The organism is Lentilactobacillus kisonensis DSM 19906 = JCM 15041 (assembly GCF_001434135.1).
In the GTDB taxonomy this organism is placed as follows: domain Bacteria; phylum Bacillota; class Bacilli; order Lactobacillales; family Lactobacillaceae; genus Lentilactobacillus; species Lentilactobacillus kisonensis.
Window position 1 is genome coordinate 23,223 of the sequence record NZ_AZEB01000021.1, and the last position, 20,203, is coordinate 43,425.

The 20,203-nt window shown below is 42.6% G+C and carries 15 protein-coding genes; 3 read left to right on the forward strand and 12 right to left on the reverse strand.

The window, feature by feature from the left end:
* Positions 1-145 precede the first annotated feature (145 nt).
* The 6 genes from FC98_RS10165 to trpS all read right to left on the reverse strand — a co-directional run bounded on the left by FC98_RS10165 (position 146) and on the right by trpS (position 6,412).
* Entirely contained in the window at positions 146-991 is an 846-nt protein-coding gene (locus FC98_RS10165) for a DUF72 domain-containing protein (protein ID WP_054655455.1), read from the reverse strand.
* Positions 992-1,142: 151 nt separating this feature from the next.
* A complete protein-coding gene (locus FC98_RS10170; RefSeq protein ID WP_008857648.1) occupies positions 1,143-1,859 on the reverse strand; it encodes an NAD-dependent protein deacylase in 717 nt (238 codons plus the stop codon).
* Between the two features lie 274 nt (positions 1,860-2,133).
* Positions 2,134-3,105 carry a hypothetical protein gene (locus FC98_RS10175; protein WP_008857649.1) on the reverse strand — a complete coding sequence of 324 codons (972 nt, stop codon included), beginning with the start codon at positions 3,103-3,105 and terminating at the stop codon, positions 2,134-2,136.
* Between the two features lie 2 nt (positions 3,106-3,107).
* Entirely contained in the window at positions 3,108-4,361 is a 1,254-nt protein-coding gene (locus FC98_RS10180) for a hydroxymethylglutaryl-CoA reductase, degradative (protein ID WP_082602876.1), read from the reverse strand.
* Between the two features lie 60 nt (positions 4,362-4,421).
* Positions 4,422-5,363: a Ppx/GppA family phosphatase gene (locus tag FC98_RS10185; protein WP_008857651.1), complete on the reverse strand. Its 942-nt coding sequence runs from the start codon at positions 5,361-5,363 to the stop codon at positions 4,422-4,424.
* A 23-nt stretch (positions 5,364-5,386) separates the two neighbouring features.
* Positions 5,387-6,412 carry a tryptophan--tRNA ligase gene (gene trpS / locus FC98_RS10190; protein WP_008857652.1) on the reverse strand — a complete coding sequence of 342 codons (1,026 nt, stop codon included), beginning with the start codon at positions 6,410-6,412 and terminating at the stop codon, positions 5,387-5,389.
* A gap of 840 nt (positions 6,413-7,252) precedes the next feature.
* Between trpS and helD the strand changes: the two genes are divergently transcribed.
* Complete coding sequence (helD, locus tag FC98_RS10195) at positions 7,253-9,559, forward strand: RNA polymerase recycling motor HelD (RefSeq protein WP_056949522.1); 2,307 nt, start codon at positions 7,253-7,255, stop codon at positions 9,557-9,559.
* Between the two features lie 357 nt (positions 9,560-9,916).
* On the opposite strand, the gene FC98_RS10200 is transcribed toward helD, so the two are convergent.
* From FC98_RS10200 to FC98_RS10210, 3 genes are read right to left on the reverse strand one after another with little or no spacing between them, the layout of a single operon-like run.
* Positions 9,917-11,248, reverse strand: coding sequence for a dihydrolipoyl dehydrogenase family protein (locus FC98_RS10200; RefSeq protein WP_056949523.1), 1,332 nt, complete (start codon positions 11,246-11,248; stop codon positions 9,917-9,919).
* A 14-nt stretch (positions 11,249-11,262) separates the two neighbouring features.
* Complete coding sequence (locus FC98_RS10205) at positions 11,263-12,225, reverse strand: ABC transporter ATP-binding protein (protein ID WP_008857659.1); 963 nt, start codon at positions 12,223-12,225, stop codon at positions 11,263-11,265.
* Positions 12,226-12,229: 4 nt separating this feature from the next.
* Positions 12,230-13,747: an ABC transporter permease/substrate-binding protein gene (locus tag FC98_RS10210; RefSeq protein ID WP_162254962.1), complete on the reverse strand. Its 1,518-nt coding sequence runs from the start codon at positions 13,745-13,747 to the stop codon at positions 12,230-12,232.
* 109 nt (positions 13,748-13,856) lie between these two features.
* Here FC98_RS10210 and FC98_RS10215 point away from each other — a divergent pair, with 109 nt between their 5' ends.
* Together FC98_RS10215 and FC98_RS10220 are read left to right on the forward strand one after the other, a co-directional pair.
* On the forward strand, positions 13,857-14,831 hold the full coding sequence (locus tag FC98_RS10215) for a polyprenyl synthetase family protein (RefSeq protein ID WP_008857661.1): 975 nt from the start codon (positions 13,857-13,859) through the stop codon (positions 14,829-14,831).
* Between the two features lie 20 nt (positions 14,832-14,851).
* On the forward strand, positions 14,852-15,415 hold the full coding sequence (locus FC98_RS10220; protein WP_056949525.1) for an RBBP9/YdeN family alpha/beta hydrolase: 564 nt from the start codon (positions 14,852-14,854) through the stop codon (positions 15,413-15,415).
* Between the two features lie 59 nt (positions 15,416-15,474).
* Here the strand turns inward: FC98_RS10220 and FC98_RS10225 are convergent, their stop codons facing one another.
* From FC98_RS10225 to cydD, 3 genes are all read right to left on the reverse strand, one after another.
* Positions 15,475-16,179 carry an SGNH/GDSL hydrolase family protein gene (locus FC98_RS10225; RefSeq protein WP_054655453.1) on the reverse strand — a complete coding sequence of 235 codons (705 nt, stop codon included), beginning with the start codon at positions 16,177-16,179 and terminating at the stop codon, positions 15,475-15,477.
* A gap of 309 nt (positions 16,180-16,488) precedes the next feature.
* On the reverse strand, positions 16,489-18,228 hold the full coding sequence (cydC, locus tag FC98_RS10230) for a thiol reductant ABC exporter subunit CydC (protein WP_008857664.1): 1,740 nt from the start codon (positions 18,226-18,228) through the stop codon (positions 16,489-16,491).
* Positions 18,225-19,955, reverse strand: a complete 1,731-nt coding sequence (gene cydD / locus FC98_RS10235; RefSeq protein WP_040471829.1) for a thiol reductant ABC exporter subunit CydD — start codon at positions 19,953-19,955, stop codon at positions 18,225-18,227. Before cydD ends, cydC begins: the two co-directional genes overlap by 4 nt.
* Positions 19,956-20,203: the final 248 nt, after the last annotated feature.

A 20,203-nucleotide genomic window follows, 5' to 3' on the forward strand; every position in this document is an offset into this window, starting at 1 on the left:
TTTTCCAAACTGATAATCTTAATAATTATAGTCAAGTATAGCAAAAATCCGTGGTAATGGCGATGAAAAATCGTAACGGATAGAAACAACCGAATAATTAAAAGGGATTATCATCCCCACTAACCACAATAATGTTTACTGCCCACTAAAATAAATCCATTTGTAACGGTGATAACCCATCAAATGAAATGCCAAGCAACTTTTGTAACTGAAGGGCATTATCAGCGGCGTCACCACCAGAGTTATTGTTAAAAATCACACAAACCTCTTTCGTCTTCTCTTGAAGCGCCAGAATTGTTTTAGCAAATTCTTGGAGTTCGGCTTGAGAATAACGATACAGGGTTCGCTGACTGCGCCAATCCTTGGAATGCTCAGACCAGCCCTTTACGTTTCGACCGTGAAATCGAAGAAGATAGAGATCTTCATTGGTAACAACTGGCTCAAAGGGGACCCCCATATTGGTGGTGTGTGGTTCATCCACCCCCACCAGGCTAAAACCAAGTTCATGTAAGTAACCAGCAACGTCATTCGTAATCTCCTTGCCATACCAACTTGGATTACGAAATTCAACCGCGATCGGATACCCTGCCATGAGGGTATGGATCCGGCGAAGATATTCAATCGTGGCAACTTGGCGAGAGAAATAAGGCGGAAACTGAAATAAGATACTTTTCAACTGATGAGTCGCCATCAAGGGTGCAATTGCCCGTTTATAATTATTAAATTCAACCAGCCGCTGCTGATTATCGACCGGATCTTCACTCCCCTGATCGTGCATCGTCATCACCCGGTTGGCTTTTAAAATGAATTGAAAGTTATTAGGTACTTGCTGTTGCCAGTGCGTAATCACTTCAACCTTTGGAATCGCATAAAAGGGCGTGTCTAACTCAACCACCGGAAAATGCGCGCTATATTCAGTTAGTCTCACCTTACGTTTTTCATGAATCAATGATGGATGTTCCGAAAAAGTGGTCAACCCAATTGTGATCAATATTTCGCCCCTCCTTTAATAATAGTGAGCGGAGCAAAGCGGTTAGAAACTGGAACATAAGTCTCCTCTGACAGAAATCCCTGGTTTTGGGGGATTTTTGTCAGAGGTGCTTATGTGGAAGTTTCTACATTTGCGCAGCTGTCCTAATCACTCACGCATTCACTTTCAAATCTTTGAAGAAGTCAACGGCATTTTCCTTAATCATGGTGAATGGAAACGCAAAGCTTAACGGTTCTTCATTGATTGCCAATACCTTAGCGGCGGCTGATCGATAATCAATCAGTCCAGCAAACGGATAGACCCGCATGGAAGTCCCCACGATAACGATTAAATCAGCGTTAGACACTGCATTGACACTCTTAGAGATGGCACTTTCATTTAGGCCTTCCCCATATAAAACAATATCGGGTCGCAGGACGCCGCCACAATTTCGGTGATACATGCTGGTTAAATAGTCTTTATAATCAACCTTTTTCCGGCATTTTTGGCAGTATACGTTATACAAATTACCATGAAATTCCACTAAATTCCGAGTGTCAGCTTTGCGGTAAAGACTATCAATGTTCTGGGTGACCACCACCGCATCTTTTTGCTGTGTGAATTCAGCTTGCTTTTCATGGATAACATTCGGCTTAGCATCCGGGTAGTACATATTTTTCTTTTCGTATTGATAAAATACCTTGGGCTCATCACGTAAACAATCAGCGCTCAAATAATATTCGGCTGGACGGTTGGATTTATCATTGGTATATAAACCACCCTTAGAACGATAATCTGGGATGCCAGAAGCGGTCGAAACCCCAGCGCCAGTTAGAAACACAATCTTCTTTGCCTGATCAAATTCAGTTTGAATTTCCTTATCAATCATTGTATTCCTCCTAAAAAATAAGTGAGCAAAGCAAAGTGATTAGAAGCTGGAGCCTAAGTCTTCTTGACTAGGAATCCCGGTTTTGGATTTCTGTCGAGATGGCTTAGGTGCAAGCTTCTGCTTTGCGTAGCTGTCCTAAAATAAAGTGAGCGGATCCAGGCGGTTAGAAGTCGGAGTGTAAGTCTCCTCTAACGGAAATCCCCGGTTTTGGGATTTTTGTTAGAGGTGCTTACGCGCAGACTTCTGCCTGGAGAAGCTGTCCTTTAACCCCTCACTACTTTCTAATAATGTAAGGCATCTTCAAGTCATCAAACAATTGCTTAACAGTTTTCCCATAAACGTCCTTGAAAAATTCTGGGTTATCCTGATCACCCTTCGGATTAGCAATCACAAATGAATTCTGGTCATCCACCCGGTTAAAGCCAACATAGGCCTTGGTATTACTGTTAATCTCAACTAATTCAGAGTGATAAACTTCAAACAATTGCTTAACTTCCAATCCTAACTGCCGTTCAGAAAGAACACTGGTCAGGGTGGTAAATTCTGTATTGTGAAGCGCAGGTAACTCCCAATCTTTCAACTGCTCATCGAACGCCTTGAATAATTTCACAACGTTTCGTCTCAGGCTAAATGGTGAATCAGTCGGCTTATCGGTAATAATTGCGTACAATTTCTCAGCTGCAGCGTAGGAAACCGGGAAATCCTTCTTTAACTTATCGGCAACCGTTGCCAACTTGTCGCCGTAAAAGACCATCGCATCCAATAGCGTTGTTAATCGTAGCATCATTTCGTCATCTAATGGATCTGGTTCCGGCTTAATTGTTGCGTAAATCCCCTTGAGATACATTTGTTCAATTTCGTCGTTAATCAACCCATGCTTGCGTTGCTCAGAAACCACCACAAAGTGTGAAACGATATCGTATAATTCAGTTCCCATCATTTTAAGCTGATCATCCAGCTTATCGTCACCCGTTGTGAGTGAATAAAAGACCTGTGGAAATCCGCGTAGAACCATCAAGAGATGTAAGAGTTCATGGGAAGCCGTGTAGTTGGGGGCACTTAAATCAGCAATCTGAATAATGACGTTTTTGCCATCCTGAACTGCTTGTGCCTGATCATGACGCACGTAACCTGATTGAAGCTTCCCAATGAAAGTAACGGTAATCGTCCCCGGGAAAAGCTGGTTAACCGCGTTGATAAGGTCTTGAACCTGGTCGTTTAATTCGATATTAATACTATTATCCATTGTTATCTCCTTAGCTGTTCTAAAATTTGTTTGACGGCTTGAGAACTGGGATGGTCTAATTTCCGTAGCGCAGTAACAACCGCCGCGACTTCTTCACTCGTCGCTCCGTTTGCCATTGCCAGCGATTTAAGTTGAAGATTCATATGCCCTTTTTGAATGCCATCGGTCACCAACGCTTTAAGCGCAGCCAAATTCTGAGCTAGCCCCACGGCAGCAATGATTTGCATTTCCTCAGTCACATTATAAACCCCAGCAATTTTCTGATTAATTTTTGCTAGTGGCAGAACCTTAGTTGCCCCACCAACATAACCAATTGGAATTGGGACCGTCATTTTACCACGAAGACCGGCTGGTGTTACCTGCCACTGACTAAGGCCCCGATACTGGCCATCCCTTGAAGCAAACGACTGAGCGGCACTTTCAATTGCCCGCCAATCGTTGCCAAAGGCAATAGCGGCTGCATCAATTCCATTCATAATGCCTTTGTTATGAGTGGCTGCACGATAGATATCAATTTGGGCAACATGACTTGCATCAGCAATTCGCTGAGCAACCACCTCACCTGAAAGAAACTGATTCTTTAATTTATCAAAGGGAACAATCCCACTAACAGCCACAATACTCTGGTCAGCATAGTTTGATAGGATCGCCATTGTAATGACAACCCCCAACTTCTGCTGCAACCAGGCTGCAACGGTCTCTAACATTGTATTGATCATATTAGCACCCATTGCTTCCCCGGTATCAACAGCTAAGTCAACGGATGCAAAGGTCTCGTCAAGCTTCCGAACACCAAGTTTTTGGGCACCCCGACCATATAGTAAGACCCGAGGATGACTGTCGTTAGCAATTTTGAAAATAGTGGCTTCGTTATCGTTTACAAAACGTTTTAGTTGGTCAACTTCAGCGCCTTTAACGATAATCTGACCCCCTACCAATCGATCGGAAACAACGGCATGGATTCCGTCCCCCGCGGCCAGTAACTTACTACCGTTGCTGGCCGCGGCAATTACCGAAGGCTCTTCGACAACCATTGGAACTAAGTGCGATCGGCCGTTAACTTTGAGGTTCGTCACAACCCCCTCTGGTAGTGGGTAATCCGTTAAAAAGTTTTCAATCAGATTATTTGAAACGTCAGAGTTATCAGCAAATAACCGTTGACGTTCTTCATCAGACAAGTCACGGTCGCTTGCGATCATCTCCAGTCGTTCATGGTAAGGTTTCTTATAAAATTGATCCCATTTCATCTTCATCATATCACCATCATTAAAAAAGGCACAAAAAGCTGGTCAAGAAAGAACCTTGATGCCAGCCTTTTAATTAGTTGCTTGTCCATGATACTTTTTATCAACGTATTCCGTAATAATACCTTCTCGAACACCACTTTCTGAAAACAAAACCTTTTTGGCATCGACCTTATCCATCAGGACAATTAGTGGTAACAGCCCACCGACAATAATATCCGCGCGGTCAGTTTCTAATCCTTGAATTTGGCGACGTTGATTAACGTTTCCCCGTAAAAGATTTAAGTAGGTTCGATTGACCTGTTCATAAGTTAAATGATATCCGTGGATCGCATCAATTCTCATCATATGCTGCCGCTTACGGTTAATCCGTGCCAAGGTTCGATTAGCACCACCGAGTAAGACAAGCGGTTGATGATAGGAGCGGCTTAACCATTTAATTTTTGCGTAGAGCTTACGAATACTAAACTGGGCGTTAAATAAATTTGCTCCAGAAATTGTGTCGTCTAAGTGGTAATGTTCAGTCAGATTGACCGCACCAATTGGGATACTCGTGAGGTTCTTACTTTCTCCATGGCTAACGCGGACCAATTCACAACTTGCCCCACCAATATCTAAGATCAAACAGTTTTTTACCCCGAGTCGGTTGATAACCCCGAGATAATCGTAATAAGCTTCTTGAGTTCCTGAAAGAACTTCCAGCTGAATGCCAATTCGTTCCTTAACTTCTTGCAAAAATTCAGCTTGATTTTTTGCCTGTCGGACCGCTGCCGTTGCGATTCCGATAACTTGCTTGGCACCATACTTGACGTATATCCGTTTGAAATCAGCTAATGATTTAATCGTTCGCTCCATGGCAGGAGGTTGGAGAATTTTTGCCTTCCCCATTCCTTCTGACAAACGACTATCACTTTTAACCCGCTTGATTTCTCGGTAAGAACCGTCATCGGCAATCTGATTGATCGCCATCCTGACGGAATTGGAACCAATATCCAAAATGACAAGGTTTTCCATTTCGGCCACCCTTTCTGGATATCTTAATTAAAATAATTGATTCCAATAGCATCACGAACTTCTTTAAGTGTTTGGCTGGCAACTTCATTAGCATGCTCGCTGCCCTTTTTGAGAATATCATAAACGCCAGCTTCATCTTCGGCATACCGATTTCGACGTTCACGAATGGGTTTTAGTTCAGCCTGCAAAACGTCGTTTAGATAACGCTTAATTTTGACGTCACCCAGACCACCATGCTGATACTGTTCCTTTAAATCTGCCACCTTTTGCTTATCTGGGTCAAAAATATCCAAGTAAGTAAAGACAGTGTTGCCTTCAATTTGGCCCGGATCTTCAATATGAATATGGTTAGGGTCAGTATACATCGACATAACTTTCTTTTGGATTGTATCTTCATCGTCCGCCAAATAAATCGCATTGCCAAGTGATTTGCTCATCTTCGCGTTGCCATCCAAACCAGGGATACGTCCCATCCCCTTTGGTGGGAAATAGCCTTCCGGTTCAACTAGAATGTCTTCCTTATAGATCGAATTAAATGAACGGACAATTTCTCTAGTCTGTTCAAGCATTGGTTCCTGATCATCACCAACGGGAACGGTGGTTGCCTTAAACGCCGTAATATCAGCCGCCTGACTAATCGGATACATTGCAAAGCCAACTGGAACACTTTGACCAAAATCCTTTTGCTTAATCTCGGTCTTAACGGTTGGATTCCGGTTGAGCCGTGAAACCGTCACTAGATTAGAATAATGTTGCGTTAATTCTGGGAGAGCTGGAATTTGTGATTGAACTAAAATTGTCGACTTTTGAGGATCAATCCCAACCGCTAGATAATCTAAAGCAACTTGAATCAAACTGTGACGAATTTTTTCAGGGTCCCGGGCATTATCAGTGAGTGCCTGCATATCCGCAATCATGATAAACGTTTCGTAATCACCAGAGTTTTGCAATTCCACCCGGTTCTTCAATGACCCAACGTAATGACCAATATGTAACTTCCCGGTTGGTCGGTCCCCAGTTAAAATAATCTTTTTTTCCAAAATACCCATCCTTTCAAAAAACGCCCTATTGCGTTAACAATAGGACGCTTAAACGTGGTACCACCTAAATTGCAGCCACAGTCTGGCCGCCTCTTTAAACGATACGGGAGTCACCCTTTTAATTTCCATTTTGATTTGTCATGACTGCTCTCAGCGAACACAGGCTCTCTGTTTGTGACAAATCTACTTACTTGTTAATAACACGTTAATTTTACTTATAAACGGGGAAAAAGTAAAGACTTCTTCCTGATATAAATGATGTCATTGATTATTTGGATTAATATAGGGAAGCATATGTATTTCGAGTGGAATTTTATTCTGGGAAACTCATTTTTTATGACAGTATTATTAAAAAAACAAGAGAATCTTTGGGCAGCCTGAGTTAGGATTGCCAAGTTTAATCTTGGCTTTTTCTGGTCAGAACTCAAGGCCCCTTACTCATATTCTTCGGTACATAGATTATTAGGGTCGTCCCCCCAAGCAGAGACTTTCACCCAAGTCTTCTCCGCCAAAAATTCCAAGTTATTCTGTGTTCCTTGGTACATGGAGTAGGATCGCTCCGCAAAGCAGAAACTGGAGCATACGCACTGACAAAAATCCCCAAAGACTAAGGATTAATAGTTCTTGGCCACATAGATTAGGACCGCTCCGCAAAGCAGAAAGCTGCACCTAAGCCACTCCGTTCAAAAATCCAAGCCCAGGATTTCTGAACGGGGTAACTTAGGCTCCGCTTTCTAACCGCTTTGCTCCGCTCACTCACTTTAATTGACATCTTCCCCAAATCCATCTAAAATTGTGCAAGCATTTAGTTTCTATTGATATGAAGTGATGGACGAATGGAGGCACCTTTTGGAAAACGACGAACAACAAAAAGAACAGCAACGAGTAGACCTGGTCGTTTCAAAAATCGATAATAAGATTTCAACCACCGAGCGCGAATATGACAGTGCCCACTCGGAAACCAAGAAGGTTCAGCAAAATTACGCTGACAACACTTCAGTCAACTACTTCGAAGTCGATGATCGAATTGAAACCAGCGCTGAGCTTCAGCAACAACGGGGATTAGTTTCCCGGTTAACTGAAAATGAAAGTATTTTAAAAAACCAATTAGACACACTGAAAGATTTAAAAAAATCACCTTACTTTGGCCGAATTGACATCCAAGACGATGGCGAGCCCGATACTGAGCAACTTTACATTGGAATTGCATCGTTCGAAAACGCTGACGGGGAATTTTTGGTATACGACTGGCGCGCACCTATTTCAAGCGTTTACTATAACGGCACCTTAGGAAAAGTTGCTTATGAGACCCCGATGGGCAAACAAGAAACGACGTTAAAGAAAAAGCGCCAATTTCAGATTGTTGACGGCAAAATCAGAAATATGTTTGATACTAATGAAACCGTCGGTGATGAAATGCTGCAATCAGCGTTAGGCGCTCAAAACGACGATTATATGCAAAACATCGTGGCAACCATTCAACACGAGCAAAACGACATTATTCGAGACACTAAGAGTAACCTATTAGTTGTCCAGGGCGTTGCTGGATCAGGAAAAACGTCGGCAATTCTCCAACGAATTGCTTTTCTACTCTACCACAGCCGGGATACCCTAGAAGCTGACCAAATCATTCTATTCTCGCCAAATAAACTATTCAGCCACTATATTTCAGAGGTGCTACCTAGCTTAGGTGAACGGAACATGAGACAAGTCACTTTTGATGAATTCATTGATAATCGCCTAAAGGGTTTAAACGTCCAAAGTTTGTTTGAACGATACGAAACCGACGGTAAATTAACCAATCAGCAACGTTTCGTTCGAAGCTTTAAGGAATCTGCTAAGTTTATGGATGAAGCAAAGGAATACTGTGACAACTTAGCTGCCAGTGATATTTACTTTAGCGACATTATTTTTAACGAAGCCGTTTTCTTTAGTAAACGTGAAATCCGATCAATCTTCAATAGTTTCCCAAAGGCCGCCAAAGTCTCAGACCGTTACTTACAAACCAAAAACGAATTAATCAAACGGCTCAAGCGACGAATTAACCGGGAGACCCAGGAAGACTGGGTTAATGACGAAATTGACCAGTTAAGTGATGAAAAGTACCATGATTTGTTGGCGGGAAAAACACTTGGTGAGTTTCAAAATGAAGATGCTGAACGCTTCTTCATCGCCCAAAAAATTGTTACCGATCGCTTGCGGGTCGTTTACGATGCTATTTTTAACGATAACTTTTTAGATGCTTACATGCAGTATGCTGATTTTCTGGGTAAGGTCGATCTCCCACAAAACATTGATCAACCCCAATGGCAACAAGCCATTAATGAATTTAACAGTTCAATCGAGTTTCATTCAATTAAACTCGATGACTGTGCCCCCTTGCTCTATATGCGGGATTATATCTGTAACACCGGTCAAAATAATACGATGAAATATTTATTTGTGGATGAAATGCAAGACTATTCTGTTGCTCAGCTTAAGTACTTGCGTTATGCATTTCCGCAAACTAAGTGGACGCTACTTGGTGACAGCGAACAGGCCCTTTTTAAAGACGTTGAACAACCAGAAGAAATCTTGCGGAAACTCAATTCAGCGTTTAAGGTTCGCCACTCACGCTTAATCAGCTTGATGCGATCGTACCGGTCAACCTTTCCAATCACAACTTTTGCTAAATCCATTTTACCAAACGGAGCTGATATCGAAGCGTTTAACCGGGAGGGGAGCATCCCCGAATTGATCCTTTCAACCGGCTTCAAAGATGGCATTAATCAACTCATCAAAGCCATCACCGGTCAACGGAACAAGTACGGAACGGTTGCTGTTTTGACTAAAAATATGCGTGAAGCCAAGCAGGTCTACGAGCAAATCCACAGTCAAACCGATGCAACCCTTTTAAAGGACGCGGATCGAACGCTCCCCAAAGGCGTCTTGGTCTTACCAATTTACTTAGCAAAGGGGCTTGAATTTGATTCAGTGATTGCCTGGGACACATCGGAAAAGAATTATCCTGATGCGTCGCTACTGGGAACGCTTTACACAATTATCACCCGCGCGATGCATCATCTCACTTTGATTAGCATCGACAGTGTGACCCCGTTAATCTCGGATGAATCACTGCATAATAGTCAAATTAAGATTGAGCGAACTATTAGTTAGGCTTGACGGCAATAATGGCTCGTGCATGTGAAAACATAACAAAAGCGCTGCGATCTCCGAGGTTAAGGGGGGTGCAGCGCTTTTGTTTTGTCTGGTAATTAATAAATATTTATTAGAATTCATTTTGCTTATGGATTTTCAAAACTCGGTTCTTGGCCTTCTCTTGGCAATACAGAAAAGCCCACCTAGACGAGCAGTCGTTTACAGGTACTATAACTGAAGCTTTCTGGCAGCACAGATTAGGACCGCTCCGCAAAACAGAAAGCTGCACCTAAGCTACTCCTGCCAAAAGCCCAAGCCCATGGCTTTTGGCAGGAGTAACTTAGGTTTCGCTTTCTAACCGTTTTGCTCCGCTCACTACACCAAATACGTCACATCACTCGCAAACGACGGGTAAGCCAGAATTTCCTTGTTAAAATCGTCAATCTTCATTCGTTGATCAATCATCAACGTAAAGATATTGATTAAATAATCCGCGTGGTTACTTAAGACGGTTGCTCCAACCACCGTCTCATTTTCCCGATCGACAACGACCTTTGCTTTGGCTAGTGGTTCATTGAGACGATGATAACTATACCAGCCAGTCATATCATTACTAATCAACAAGTAATGGTCATCGTTTGTTGCAATGCTTGCTGGCAGGCCAACTTGAGCAAGGGTCGGCTGGCCAAAGACCAACGTTGGAATTGACTTGAAAGCAATCTTTGCTTCATTACCCGCAAAATACTCGGCTAAATAACTGGCTTCATAACTAGCTACCGGTGTTAACTTTGGTCGCTTGGTACTAACAACATCCCCCATGGCAAAGATTTTATCGTTGGTAGTCTGCAAAAAGTCATTAACCTTAACACCATGACGATCATATTCAACGCCAACTTTATCTAGTCCAATGGTGTCAACATTTGGAATTCGCCCAGCCGTACAAAATACCGCGTCAGTTGGTAACTTAAACCCATCTTCACCAGAAACCACGTATTGTTCACCAACCTTGGCAACCTGGGTTACTGATGTATTCAGCTGAATGTCAACTCCCTCATCTTCAAGATGGTTCATCACATCCTTTACCAATTGCGGATCAAATTGCTTCAATGGATGGTCATTATGGTGAATTAAATGTACCTTTGCTCCAGCCGCATGGGCAATTCCAGCCAACTCAAAGCCAATGTAGCCACCACCAATGAAAGTAACGTCCTTAGGCATGTCATTCAAATTCAAGAAATCAGTGCTAGTTTTAAAATACTCGCTGCCAGTAATCGGTAACCTGTTTGGTCGCTGTCCTGTCGCAATTACATACTTATCCGCTTCAAGAACGTGGTTGCCAGCCTGCAACTGGCCAGCATCATTAAACTGCGCCTGTTCATGAAAAGTATCAACCCCGTCAGCTACCAAAGCATGTTGCGTTGCATTCGAAATTGGATCGGTATACTGCCTTTTATGGCGCATCAAATCAGGCCAATTAACCGATACGTGCCCAGAAATCCCATTACCCTGCATATCAGCGACTGTCTGGGTAACTTCTAAGCCAGCCAATAAAATCTTTTTAGGATCACAACCCCGGTTTGGACACGTACCGCCGAACAGATTGTTTTCAACAACTGCAACTGACTTATTTTGCCGACGCAACGAATGGGCCAGTGAACCACCAGCGACCCCACCGCCAAGGATGACAACATCGTATTTTTCAACCATTTAAACTTCTCCTCTCAAATTGTACTCAAAAAACGAATAATACTTTCATTATCAAAGCAACCAATTGGCTTGCCGCGAGCGTCAATAATTTTAACTAATGGTGACGACGCCAGTAATCGCAAAACTTCCTTTAAGTTTGACAGCTGCTCAACACTTGGCGCCGCCCTTACCTTTTCATCAATTTGCCGAGGTGCCATGAACCCAGCTTCAATAATCTGGTTAACGAGGACTTTATTTAAATCAGAGTAACGATTGTTACTGAAAAAATCAGCTACAAATTTATTTGCCGGATTATTGGTAATCTCTTTTGGCGTATCAACTTGGAGAAGCTTCCCATTTTTCATGATGCCAATTCGATCCCCTAATTTTAACGCCTCATCCATATCGTGAGTCACAAAAACAATCGTGTTTTGATACTTAGTATGCAGTTTTAAAATTAACTTTTGTAACGATTCCCTGGCTAATGGATCTAACGCGCTAAAGGGTTCATCCATTAAGATAATTGGCGGTTTCCCTGCAAGTGCCCTGATAATGCCGACCCGCTGCTGCTGACCACCCGAAAGCTCAATAGGCATCCGGTTTCGAAAACTGGCATCAAGGCCAACCTCAGCTAATAGATTATCAACTAACCCACGGACCTTCCTACCAGAAACCCGTTGCATATCTGGAACGACAGAAACGTTTTTAGCGACGGTCATTGTCGGAAATAGGGCAATTTGCTGGAGCACATAGCCAATCTGCCATCTTAAATCGGTCAATGAATAATCTTCAATTCCCCGGCCAGCAACTGTAATCGTCCCAGAACTTTTTTCTAACAACCGATTAATCATTTTCAGTGTCGTTGTTTTGCCAGAGCCTGAGCTACCGACCAACACAAATAACTCGCCAGGCATAATCCCAAGATTAAGGTCGCTAATGACCGTTTTCCCATCAAACTTTTTCGACACATTTTTAAATTCAATTAGTGGTGCCACCATCAAATCACTCCCTTATCAAATGATGTTTAATCAGATAATGATGGGCAACGCTTGCTGGCGATTTTTCGAGCACGTTAACTTCATAATTCATTTCCTGAATTTGCTTTTCAGAAATCTTGCCGGCTAGTTTATTTAAGCTGGTGACAATTTGAGGGTGCTTTTTAGCAAACTTCGTTGTCATCAATGGTGCCCCTTGATAGGTTGGAAAAATGTGTTTATTATCTTTAAGGACCGTCAAGTGATATTGTCGCAGTTCACTATCCGTAGAGTAACAATCAATCACATTAATCTGATTGTCGTGAATTGCCCGATACCTTAATTCAGGTTCCATCCCTTTAACCGGGAACTTTAGATGATAGCGGCGTTCAACTAACTTCAACCCATCGCTTCTGTCCATAAATTCCATGCTCATGCCAGCTTTTAACTTACCCTGGACACTCTGTAAATCCTGAATCGTTCTAAGCTTATTGCGTTTTGCAAAGCTCGTTTTAACCGCAATACCATAAGTGTTATTATAAGCCATTGGTTTCAAATAGGTCATTCGATCCTGTTGGGCCAGCTGATTTTTACCCAATTGATAAATTGCCCGGGGGCTTTTTGGCGTCTGCTTCGCATGCGTCAGTGTTTCCAAAACGGTTCCAGTAAATTCAGGATAAACGTTGATCTGATTACTCTTTAATGCGCTGAATAGAAAGCTGGTCTTCCCAAAATTAGGCTTCAGTTCAACGTCCATTCTAGGATCTTTATCACGAATCAAGTCGCGATACATATTAATCAAAATTTCGGGTTCAGCCCCCAGCTTACCCGCAATCACAACTTTATTATTTAACTGAGAAATTGTCGTATAACCTGCTACCCCACCACCAACGACGATGATTGCTGATAAAAGAATGAGGACGTACTTGAACTTCATCTTTTGTAAGATACTAATTAGAAACGACATCATGATTGCCAGCAACGCTGCTGAAATCGCGCCGATTAAAATAAGGCTCGTATTATTCCGATCAATTCCCAGCAAGATAAAGTTTCCTAAACCACCAGCTCCAATTAAGGCTGCTAGAGTAGCGGTCCCAATAATCAATACCATCGAGGTTCGAATTCCGGAAATAATGATCGGCATTGCCATTGGCAGTTCAACCCGAAGAAGCTTGCGAGACCGTGACATCCCCATTGCGTCTGCGGCCTCTTCTGTTGATGGATCAATTTCAGTTAACCCAACGTATGTATTCTGGAAAATTGGTAAAAGGGCATATACTACCAACGCAATAATTGCTGGAACCGTTCCGATTCCTACTAACGGGATGAGCAGCCCCAAAAGTGCTAATGACGGAATTGTTTGAAGCACACCAGTGAGTTGTAAAATAACTTGTGCAATTTTAGGAAATCTCCGAACCCAAATTGCTAGTGGAATTGCGATCATCACAGCGATCAGCAATGCCCAAAATGATATCTCCAGGTGTTGTCCGAGTGCCTGAACTAACGCTACCTTTCTCGCATCAAGTGTTTGCATAAAATTTGCCACTTTTTTCACCCCTAAATTTTCGATCCTAGCGCCGTTCAATTGACAAGCGGGCATCGAATTTGTATCTTAGATGTTGTAATTAAAAATTCGTTAAAAATTGAGGTATACCATGGTTCATCAACTCTGGCGTCAATTCCCACGCATTCAAACAAAACTGGCTGAACTACAGCCCTACCTGTTGAAGGCAGTTAATTTAAATAATCAACCTATTCATCATAAGGTTTTACAATTGTTAAAAGCAAGCGGGAAGCTCCTGCGGCCGGGATTTTTTTACATATTCTCAGAATTTGGGCAACCAACCGATCCGGCAATTCTCAGATCCGGCGCCGCTTCAGTTGAGCTACTTCACGTTGCCACCCTTATTCATGATGACGTGATCGATCAATCCCCTGTTCGTAGAGGCGTTGCGACTGTTCACACGGAATTTGGCCAAAAAAACGCCATTTACGCCGGTGACTATCTATTTACATGTTACTTCACCGAAGTCTTAAAGGCTACGTCAGATCCCCAAAATATGCATCGGCACATTGACGCAATGCAACTAATCCTAAACGGTGAACTTGATCAAATGAGCTATAACTATAGTACTCATATGACCCAAGCTGATTACTTCCATGAAATCACCGGTAAAACAGCTGAATTGTTTCGGCTGAGTTTTGAGCAAGGTGCCATTTTGACGAATGCCCCGGAATCAATCATCAAACTGGGGGGGCAGATTGGCCTTCGAATTGGTCAAGCCTATCAAATTCTTGACGACATTTTGGATTATCAGGGCACTACAAAGAAGACGAAAAAGCCCGTGTTAGAGGATCTTCAGTCAGGTGTTTACACGTTACCATTAATTTTTGCTAATCAAATATCTAAGGATTTAAAACCCTTACTCGCCAAAAAGCAACAGCTATCGTCGGCTGATATTGCCCGTGTTCAGCAAATTGTCATTGACTCCGGTGGCGTTTCAAAATCATATCAAGTCGCTGATCGTCTCACAAACGAAGCGCTTGATTTAATTAATCAGCTGCCAGATCAACAGGCAAAACACGATTTGAAGGAATTGACCCAATTACTCCTATCACGTGAACAATAAGATTAAAGGAAGCTAACAAAATGACAAAACCCACCGTGTATATGTTTCATGGTTTTACATCGTTTGCGGATGACCATTGGTTTCCTTGGCTTGAAGATCAGGTTGAACACCAATTGAAAATTCCCTTCAAGAAACTTAATTTTCCCGACTCTTATCATCCTGACGTGGCAGCTTGGGATCGTTATTGTGACCAAACAATTCAGGCAGCAGATAACATAACGCTTGTTGGGCATAGTCTAGGGTGCATTCAGGTCCTTCATTATCTACAAGCTCACGCGATCAAAAACATTAACGTCCTCTTAGTTTCCGGCTTTGATGAACCCGTTTGGACAATCCCAGAATTAAACAGCTTCACAAAGCATCCGGTTGACTATTCGGAGATACTACCTAAGATTAGGCGGGCCACTGTTATTTCGGCAATCAACGACCCAAGCGTCCCCTATTCCTACACGCTAACGATGGCGAGACGCCTTCACGCAAAGTTTGTTCTCATGCCGACAGGCCATCATTTTACTGACATGGGTGATGACAAAGAACTGCCGATAGCATTTACGGAACTCAAAACATTATTAACATCTATCTAACAACATAGGACAAGGAATACTCATTCAATGAAAAATGAACGAGCATCCCTTGTCCTATGTTAGTTTAATACTTTCGAAACTTCCCTGGCTAATTCACGGGTATAATACCGTGCTCCGGTTAAGTCAACGTGAACGCGATCACTGGCAAACCAACTAGCATGCCCGCTACTTGCCTGATACCAGTTAACCACGTGCACGTTAGCATGCTTCTTAGCATTCCTGGCGATCAAACGGTTAGTTGTTCCCTGCCAATGTCTCGGCACCCGGGTATTGATCCAAAAAAGTTGCCGTTTGTTGCCAACGGTTTTTAATACGGCATTAATGTCACCTTGAGTCGGCGGTCCGTTGGTTCCCAAATTAATCACGACATACTTGCGCAGATGACCATGGGCTTTTAAATCACGAACAATCTTCGGTAATGAATAAAATTGTCTGCCAACGGAGCCACTAACTGCACTGTGGCGAAATACCTGTTTGATATTTGGCTTAACATCTAACATTACTGAATCACCTATTGCCGTAATAGGTGTTTTAGAAGCAGTCCTCGTCTGTTGTTTTGTCAAACGATATTGATGGGCAACTCGCTGCTCACGCTTGGTTAAATGAATTTTGGGCGACTCCTGGTGCTTTGAATTCGCAGCAGCATCAACATGGACCTGGCGATTTGGGGCGCTAACTAGCACAATGGCTAATAAAGTCATCGCAGCAACGGCAATAATCCCCGAAATAACCGTTCTTAATTGTAGCTGATTCTTTTTTGGCATTTATACTCCTCATCATAACTCGTTGTATCAATTCAAACTAAGAATTATCATACAAGAAAGGATTCGTTTGGTAAATCATTTTTTGCCCAAATGAGTAGAAAGCTAATCATAGATAAATGTGATTTATCAGTCTGAGGTGCGCTTCGAACATGTTCAAAACTAATTTCTTAGCTACATAGGATTAGGACCGCTCTGAGAAGCAGATGCTTGTCTTGAAATATAATGGCACTCCTCCAAAATTCAACCCCGGATTCTGGAGGAGTGCCATTATATTATCGCATCTAACCGCTTCTAACCGCTTCTCTCCGCTCACCTTCCTCTGTCCAAATCATACAGCTGCCTAAACCTCGGCTCCTGCTTATATAATTCCTGTGGGCTGCCTTGCATATCAAACCGGCCATTTTCCATAAACCGAACTTGGTCAACGTGATTAATCCCAGCTAGATGATGAGTTACCCAAATAATGGTTTTATCCTGAAGCAACGCAAATACCCGGTCTAGCAATTTCTTTTCCGTAATCGGATCCAAGCTGACTGTTGGTTCATCCAAAATAATAATTGGCGCGTCTTGCAACAGAATCCTTGCAAGTGATAATCGCTGCCTTTCCCCACCAGAGAAGCGTTTGCCAGCCTCCTGAACTTCGGTATCATATTGATCTGGTAGCGATTCAATCAGGTCCTTCAAGCCAACCGCAGCAATCGCCTGTTTGATTTCCTCATCAGTTGCATTGACGTTTCCTAATCTCACGTTATTCATAACCGTTGTATCAAATAAATAGGGCTGCTGATCCAAAATACCATACAGCGATGAGCGCACATTTTGAAGTGCCGCAACGCTTTGACCATTAATTTCAATTTTGCCGGTATTAGGAATCAAGTCCCCCACTAACAATTTTAAGAAGGTACTCTTGCCAGTCCCACTAGGACCCAGTAATGCCACTTTTTCACCCGGATGAATCGTCATTGAAATATTTTTGACAATGTCCCGGTCGCCATCTGGGTATTTGAACGTCACGTTATCAATATCCAGTTGTTTGAATGACGCCTTTAAAGCAACCTGTTTAGTGGGGGTGACATTATCTTTATCAAGTTGGTTAACCCGTTCAATTGAGCGGCGATAAACTGGCCACTCTGACGCCCCTTGGCTAATATTTAGAAACGGTGATACCGCTGGAAAAATGGCAAGCGCAAAGGCAGCAACCCAATTGGCTAGTGACTTGGTCGCCGTAAATGAATTGGCCGCCCAAACCAGAAGGGTAATGGTCGTCAATAACACCATAAATTGGACCAAAAATGACCGCCACCACTGGTAATAGTGATCCTTACGCCGTAATTGGGCAATTTCTTTAATCGGCTTTTTCTGCAGGTTAATAAAATCGTGATACCGACCTGAAATCAACCAATCGCCAAGTCCAAGAACCTCATCCGTTAAATTGGTATAAAACTGGTGCTGGATTTGATGTTGTTGATATTCACGAACACCGTTTGTGGCGACTGACGCTAACGGCAAGATAATCACAATAACCCCCAGCAACAGCAGCATTAATAACCCCACGACCCAATTCAAAGAGCCAACTCCAATGACGATAAATAGGTATAGTAGCCAGCCGATAACCATCGGGAAAACCGTTCTCAAATAAAGGTTTTCGATATGTTCAATATCATCAGCTAAAATGCTTAGAATATCCCCCGTTTGATGTGACCGCTGAATTGCCGATGCCTTTTTCTCAACCGATTCATAGAGCTTTTTTCGAAAATCAGAAACAATCTTTAACACCCAGTTATGACTGGTCAGCCGTTCCACGTACCGAAATGACGGCCGCGCAATCCCGAAGGCTCTCGCCAAAACAACCGGGACATAGATATAAATAATGCTTGATGGCTGTCTAGCCGCTTCACTAATCAGGTAACCAGAGTTAAACATCAAGGCCCCGCCGGAGAAAAAGGTCATAAATCCCAAGAATAAGACTAATATTAATAACCCTTTATATTTTCTAAGATAAGGCATCACCCATGTGTCGTTTGCAAACGTCTCTTTTAATCGTTTCATAGATCTGATGCCTCCATTTCTGAACGCAATTTAACATAATCGCCATTTTTGGCAGCGAGCTCATCAGGAGTTCCTTGCTCGACTAACCGGCCGTGATCCATTACTAAAACATAATCCATTTCCCCAATCCAGTGAAGCCGGTGAGTCGCAAAGAAAACTAAGTGATCGTTGAAGACCGGCAAAATATCCTTCTTCAAGGCTGCCTCAGTTTCAATATCCAAGTGGGCAGTTGGCTCATCAAATAGTAATACTTTTCGGTCAGTATCCAAAAACGCCCGGGCCAAAGCGATCCGTTGTGCTTGCCCACCACTAACCGTTCTTGCACCTTCGCCGATCATCGTTTCCAAACCGTCTGGCAATGACTTGATCCAACGCGTTAAACCAGCCCGTTCAGCCGCATCCTTAATCGATTGGTCCGTTGCATCGTTAACATAAAACGAAATATTGTCAGCCAACGTTGCGTGGAATAAGTAGGGATTTTGGGGGATATACAAGAAGTTTTGCTGCCAAGCTGCCTGATCTAAATGAGGTAGCCGCTGACCGTTAATTGCAACCTGATTGGCCTTATCTGGGGAAAGAAAGCCCCCAATTAAATTGATTAGCGTCGATTTCCCGGACCCAGAAGCACCAATGATGCCAATCTTTTTCATTCCCTTGATAGTTACCGAAATGTCATTTAAGGCAGGCCGCTTGACCTCAGGATAAGTATAATTAACGTGATCTAATTCCAATTTAGAGTCCTGGTCCCATTTAAAATCAGGCAACTCTTCACGTTGTTTCATTTCAGGTTGATTAAGAACATCTAGTACGGCAGTCATAGCGTTCTTCCCATTCAAAGTCGCATGATAGTCGTTAGCAAAATTCCGGATCGGCAAGAAGTACTCAGGGGCAAGGACCAAAATTGTGAGCGCTGGTAGTAACATGACCTTGCCATCCATCAAATCAAACCCAAGAAAAACCGCCACAACCGCAATTGACAACGTCGTGAAGAAATCGAGGGCAAACGTCGAAGTTAGTGCAATCCGCAAGGTCGACATCGTTTCTTTTCGATATGATTCACTTACTGAATATACATTGTTGGCGTATCGTTTGGATAAACCTAATTGTTTCAAAGTTGACAGGCCCCTTAACGTATCCACAAAGTGATTCGATAAATGCTGATAACCCTCGTACTGACGGTCAGCTTTGCTTTGAGCTGCCAAGCCTAAAATAACCATGAATAAAATAATGACTGGAAAAATAATAAACAGAAAAATAGCTTGCTCCCAGCGAATGAATAGGATATAAATCAAAATAAGCCAAGGCGTAATTGACATGTCTAACATTTTGATAATGACTAGCATCAGGTAAGTTTGGACCTGATCAATCCCTTCCAACGCCATCGTCACAATATTGCCAGTTCCCCGCTTATCGATCTCAGCTGGACCGAGGCGAAAAATCTTAGCCATCAAGCTTTCTCGCATATCACCACTCGTTTTTTCGACGAATGGAAACAGCACCCGATTTTGCCAAACCGTTAATAAATGGCGGCACAAAAAGGCCACCGCAAAAATACAGGTTGGCACCACGATAGAACTAATTGGCTGTAAGTGCCATAAGTTAACAATCGCAATTGATAAATACCTTGCCTGAACAATAATGGCAACTGCTTGAATAAAGACTAGAACCCCCAGGATCATGACATAACGTCTCATTCCAGGTAAATCAAACAATCTTTTATCAATCAAAGTTACACTCCCCCAAACTTGCATCGTATTACCTTTAGTATAGATAAAAATTGCGCACAATGATATATGGAATTGCCGAAAATAACTAAAAATAAGTAGGACTTATTAACGATTCAGCAGCCACAGTTTAAGCAACCGCCTATCCCAATAACGTCATTAAAAAGCACGCCATCTAAACAAATAGAGTCACCATTCAAAAAGCTGAATGATAACCCTATTAATAGAATTAAAAATTTCAAATATCTAGT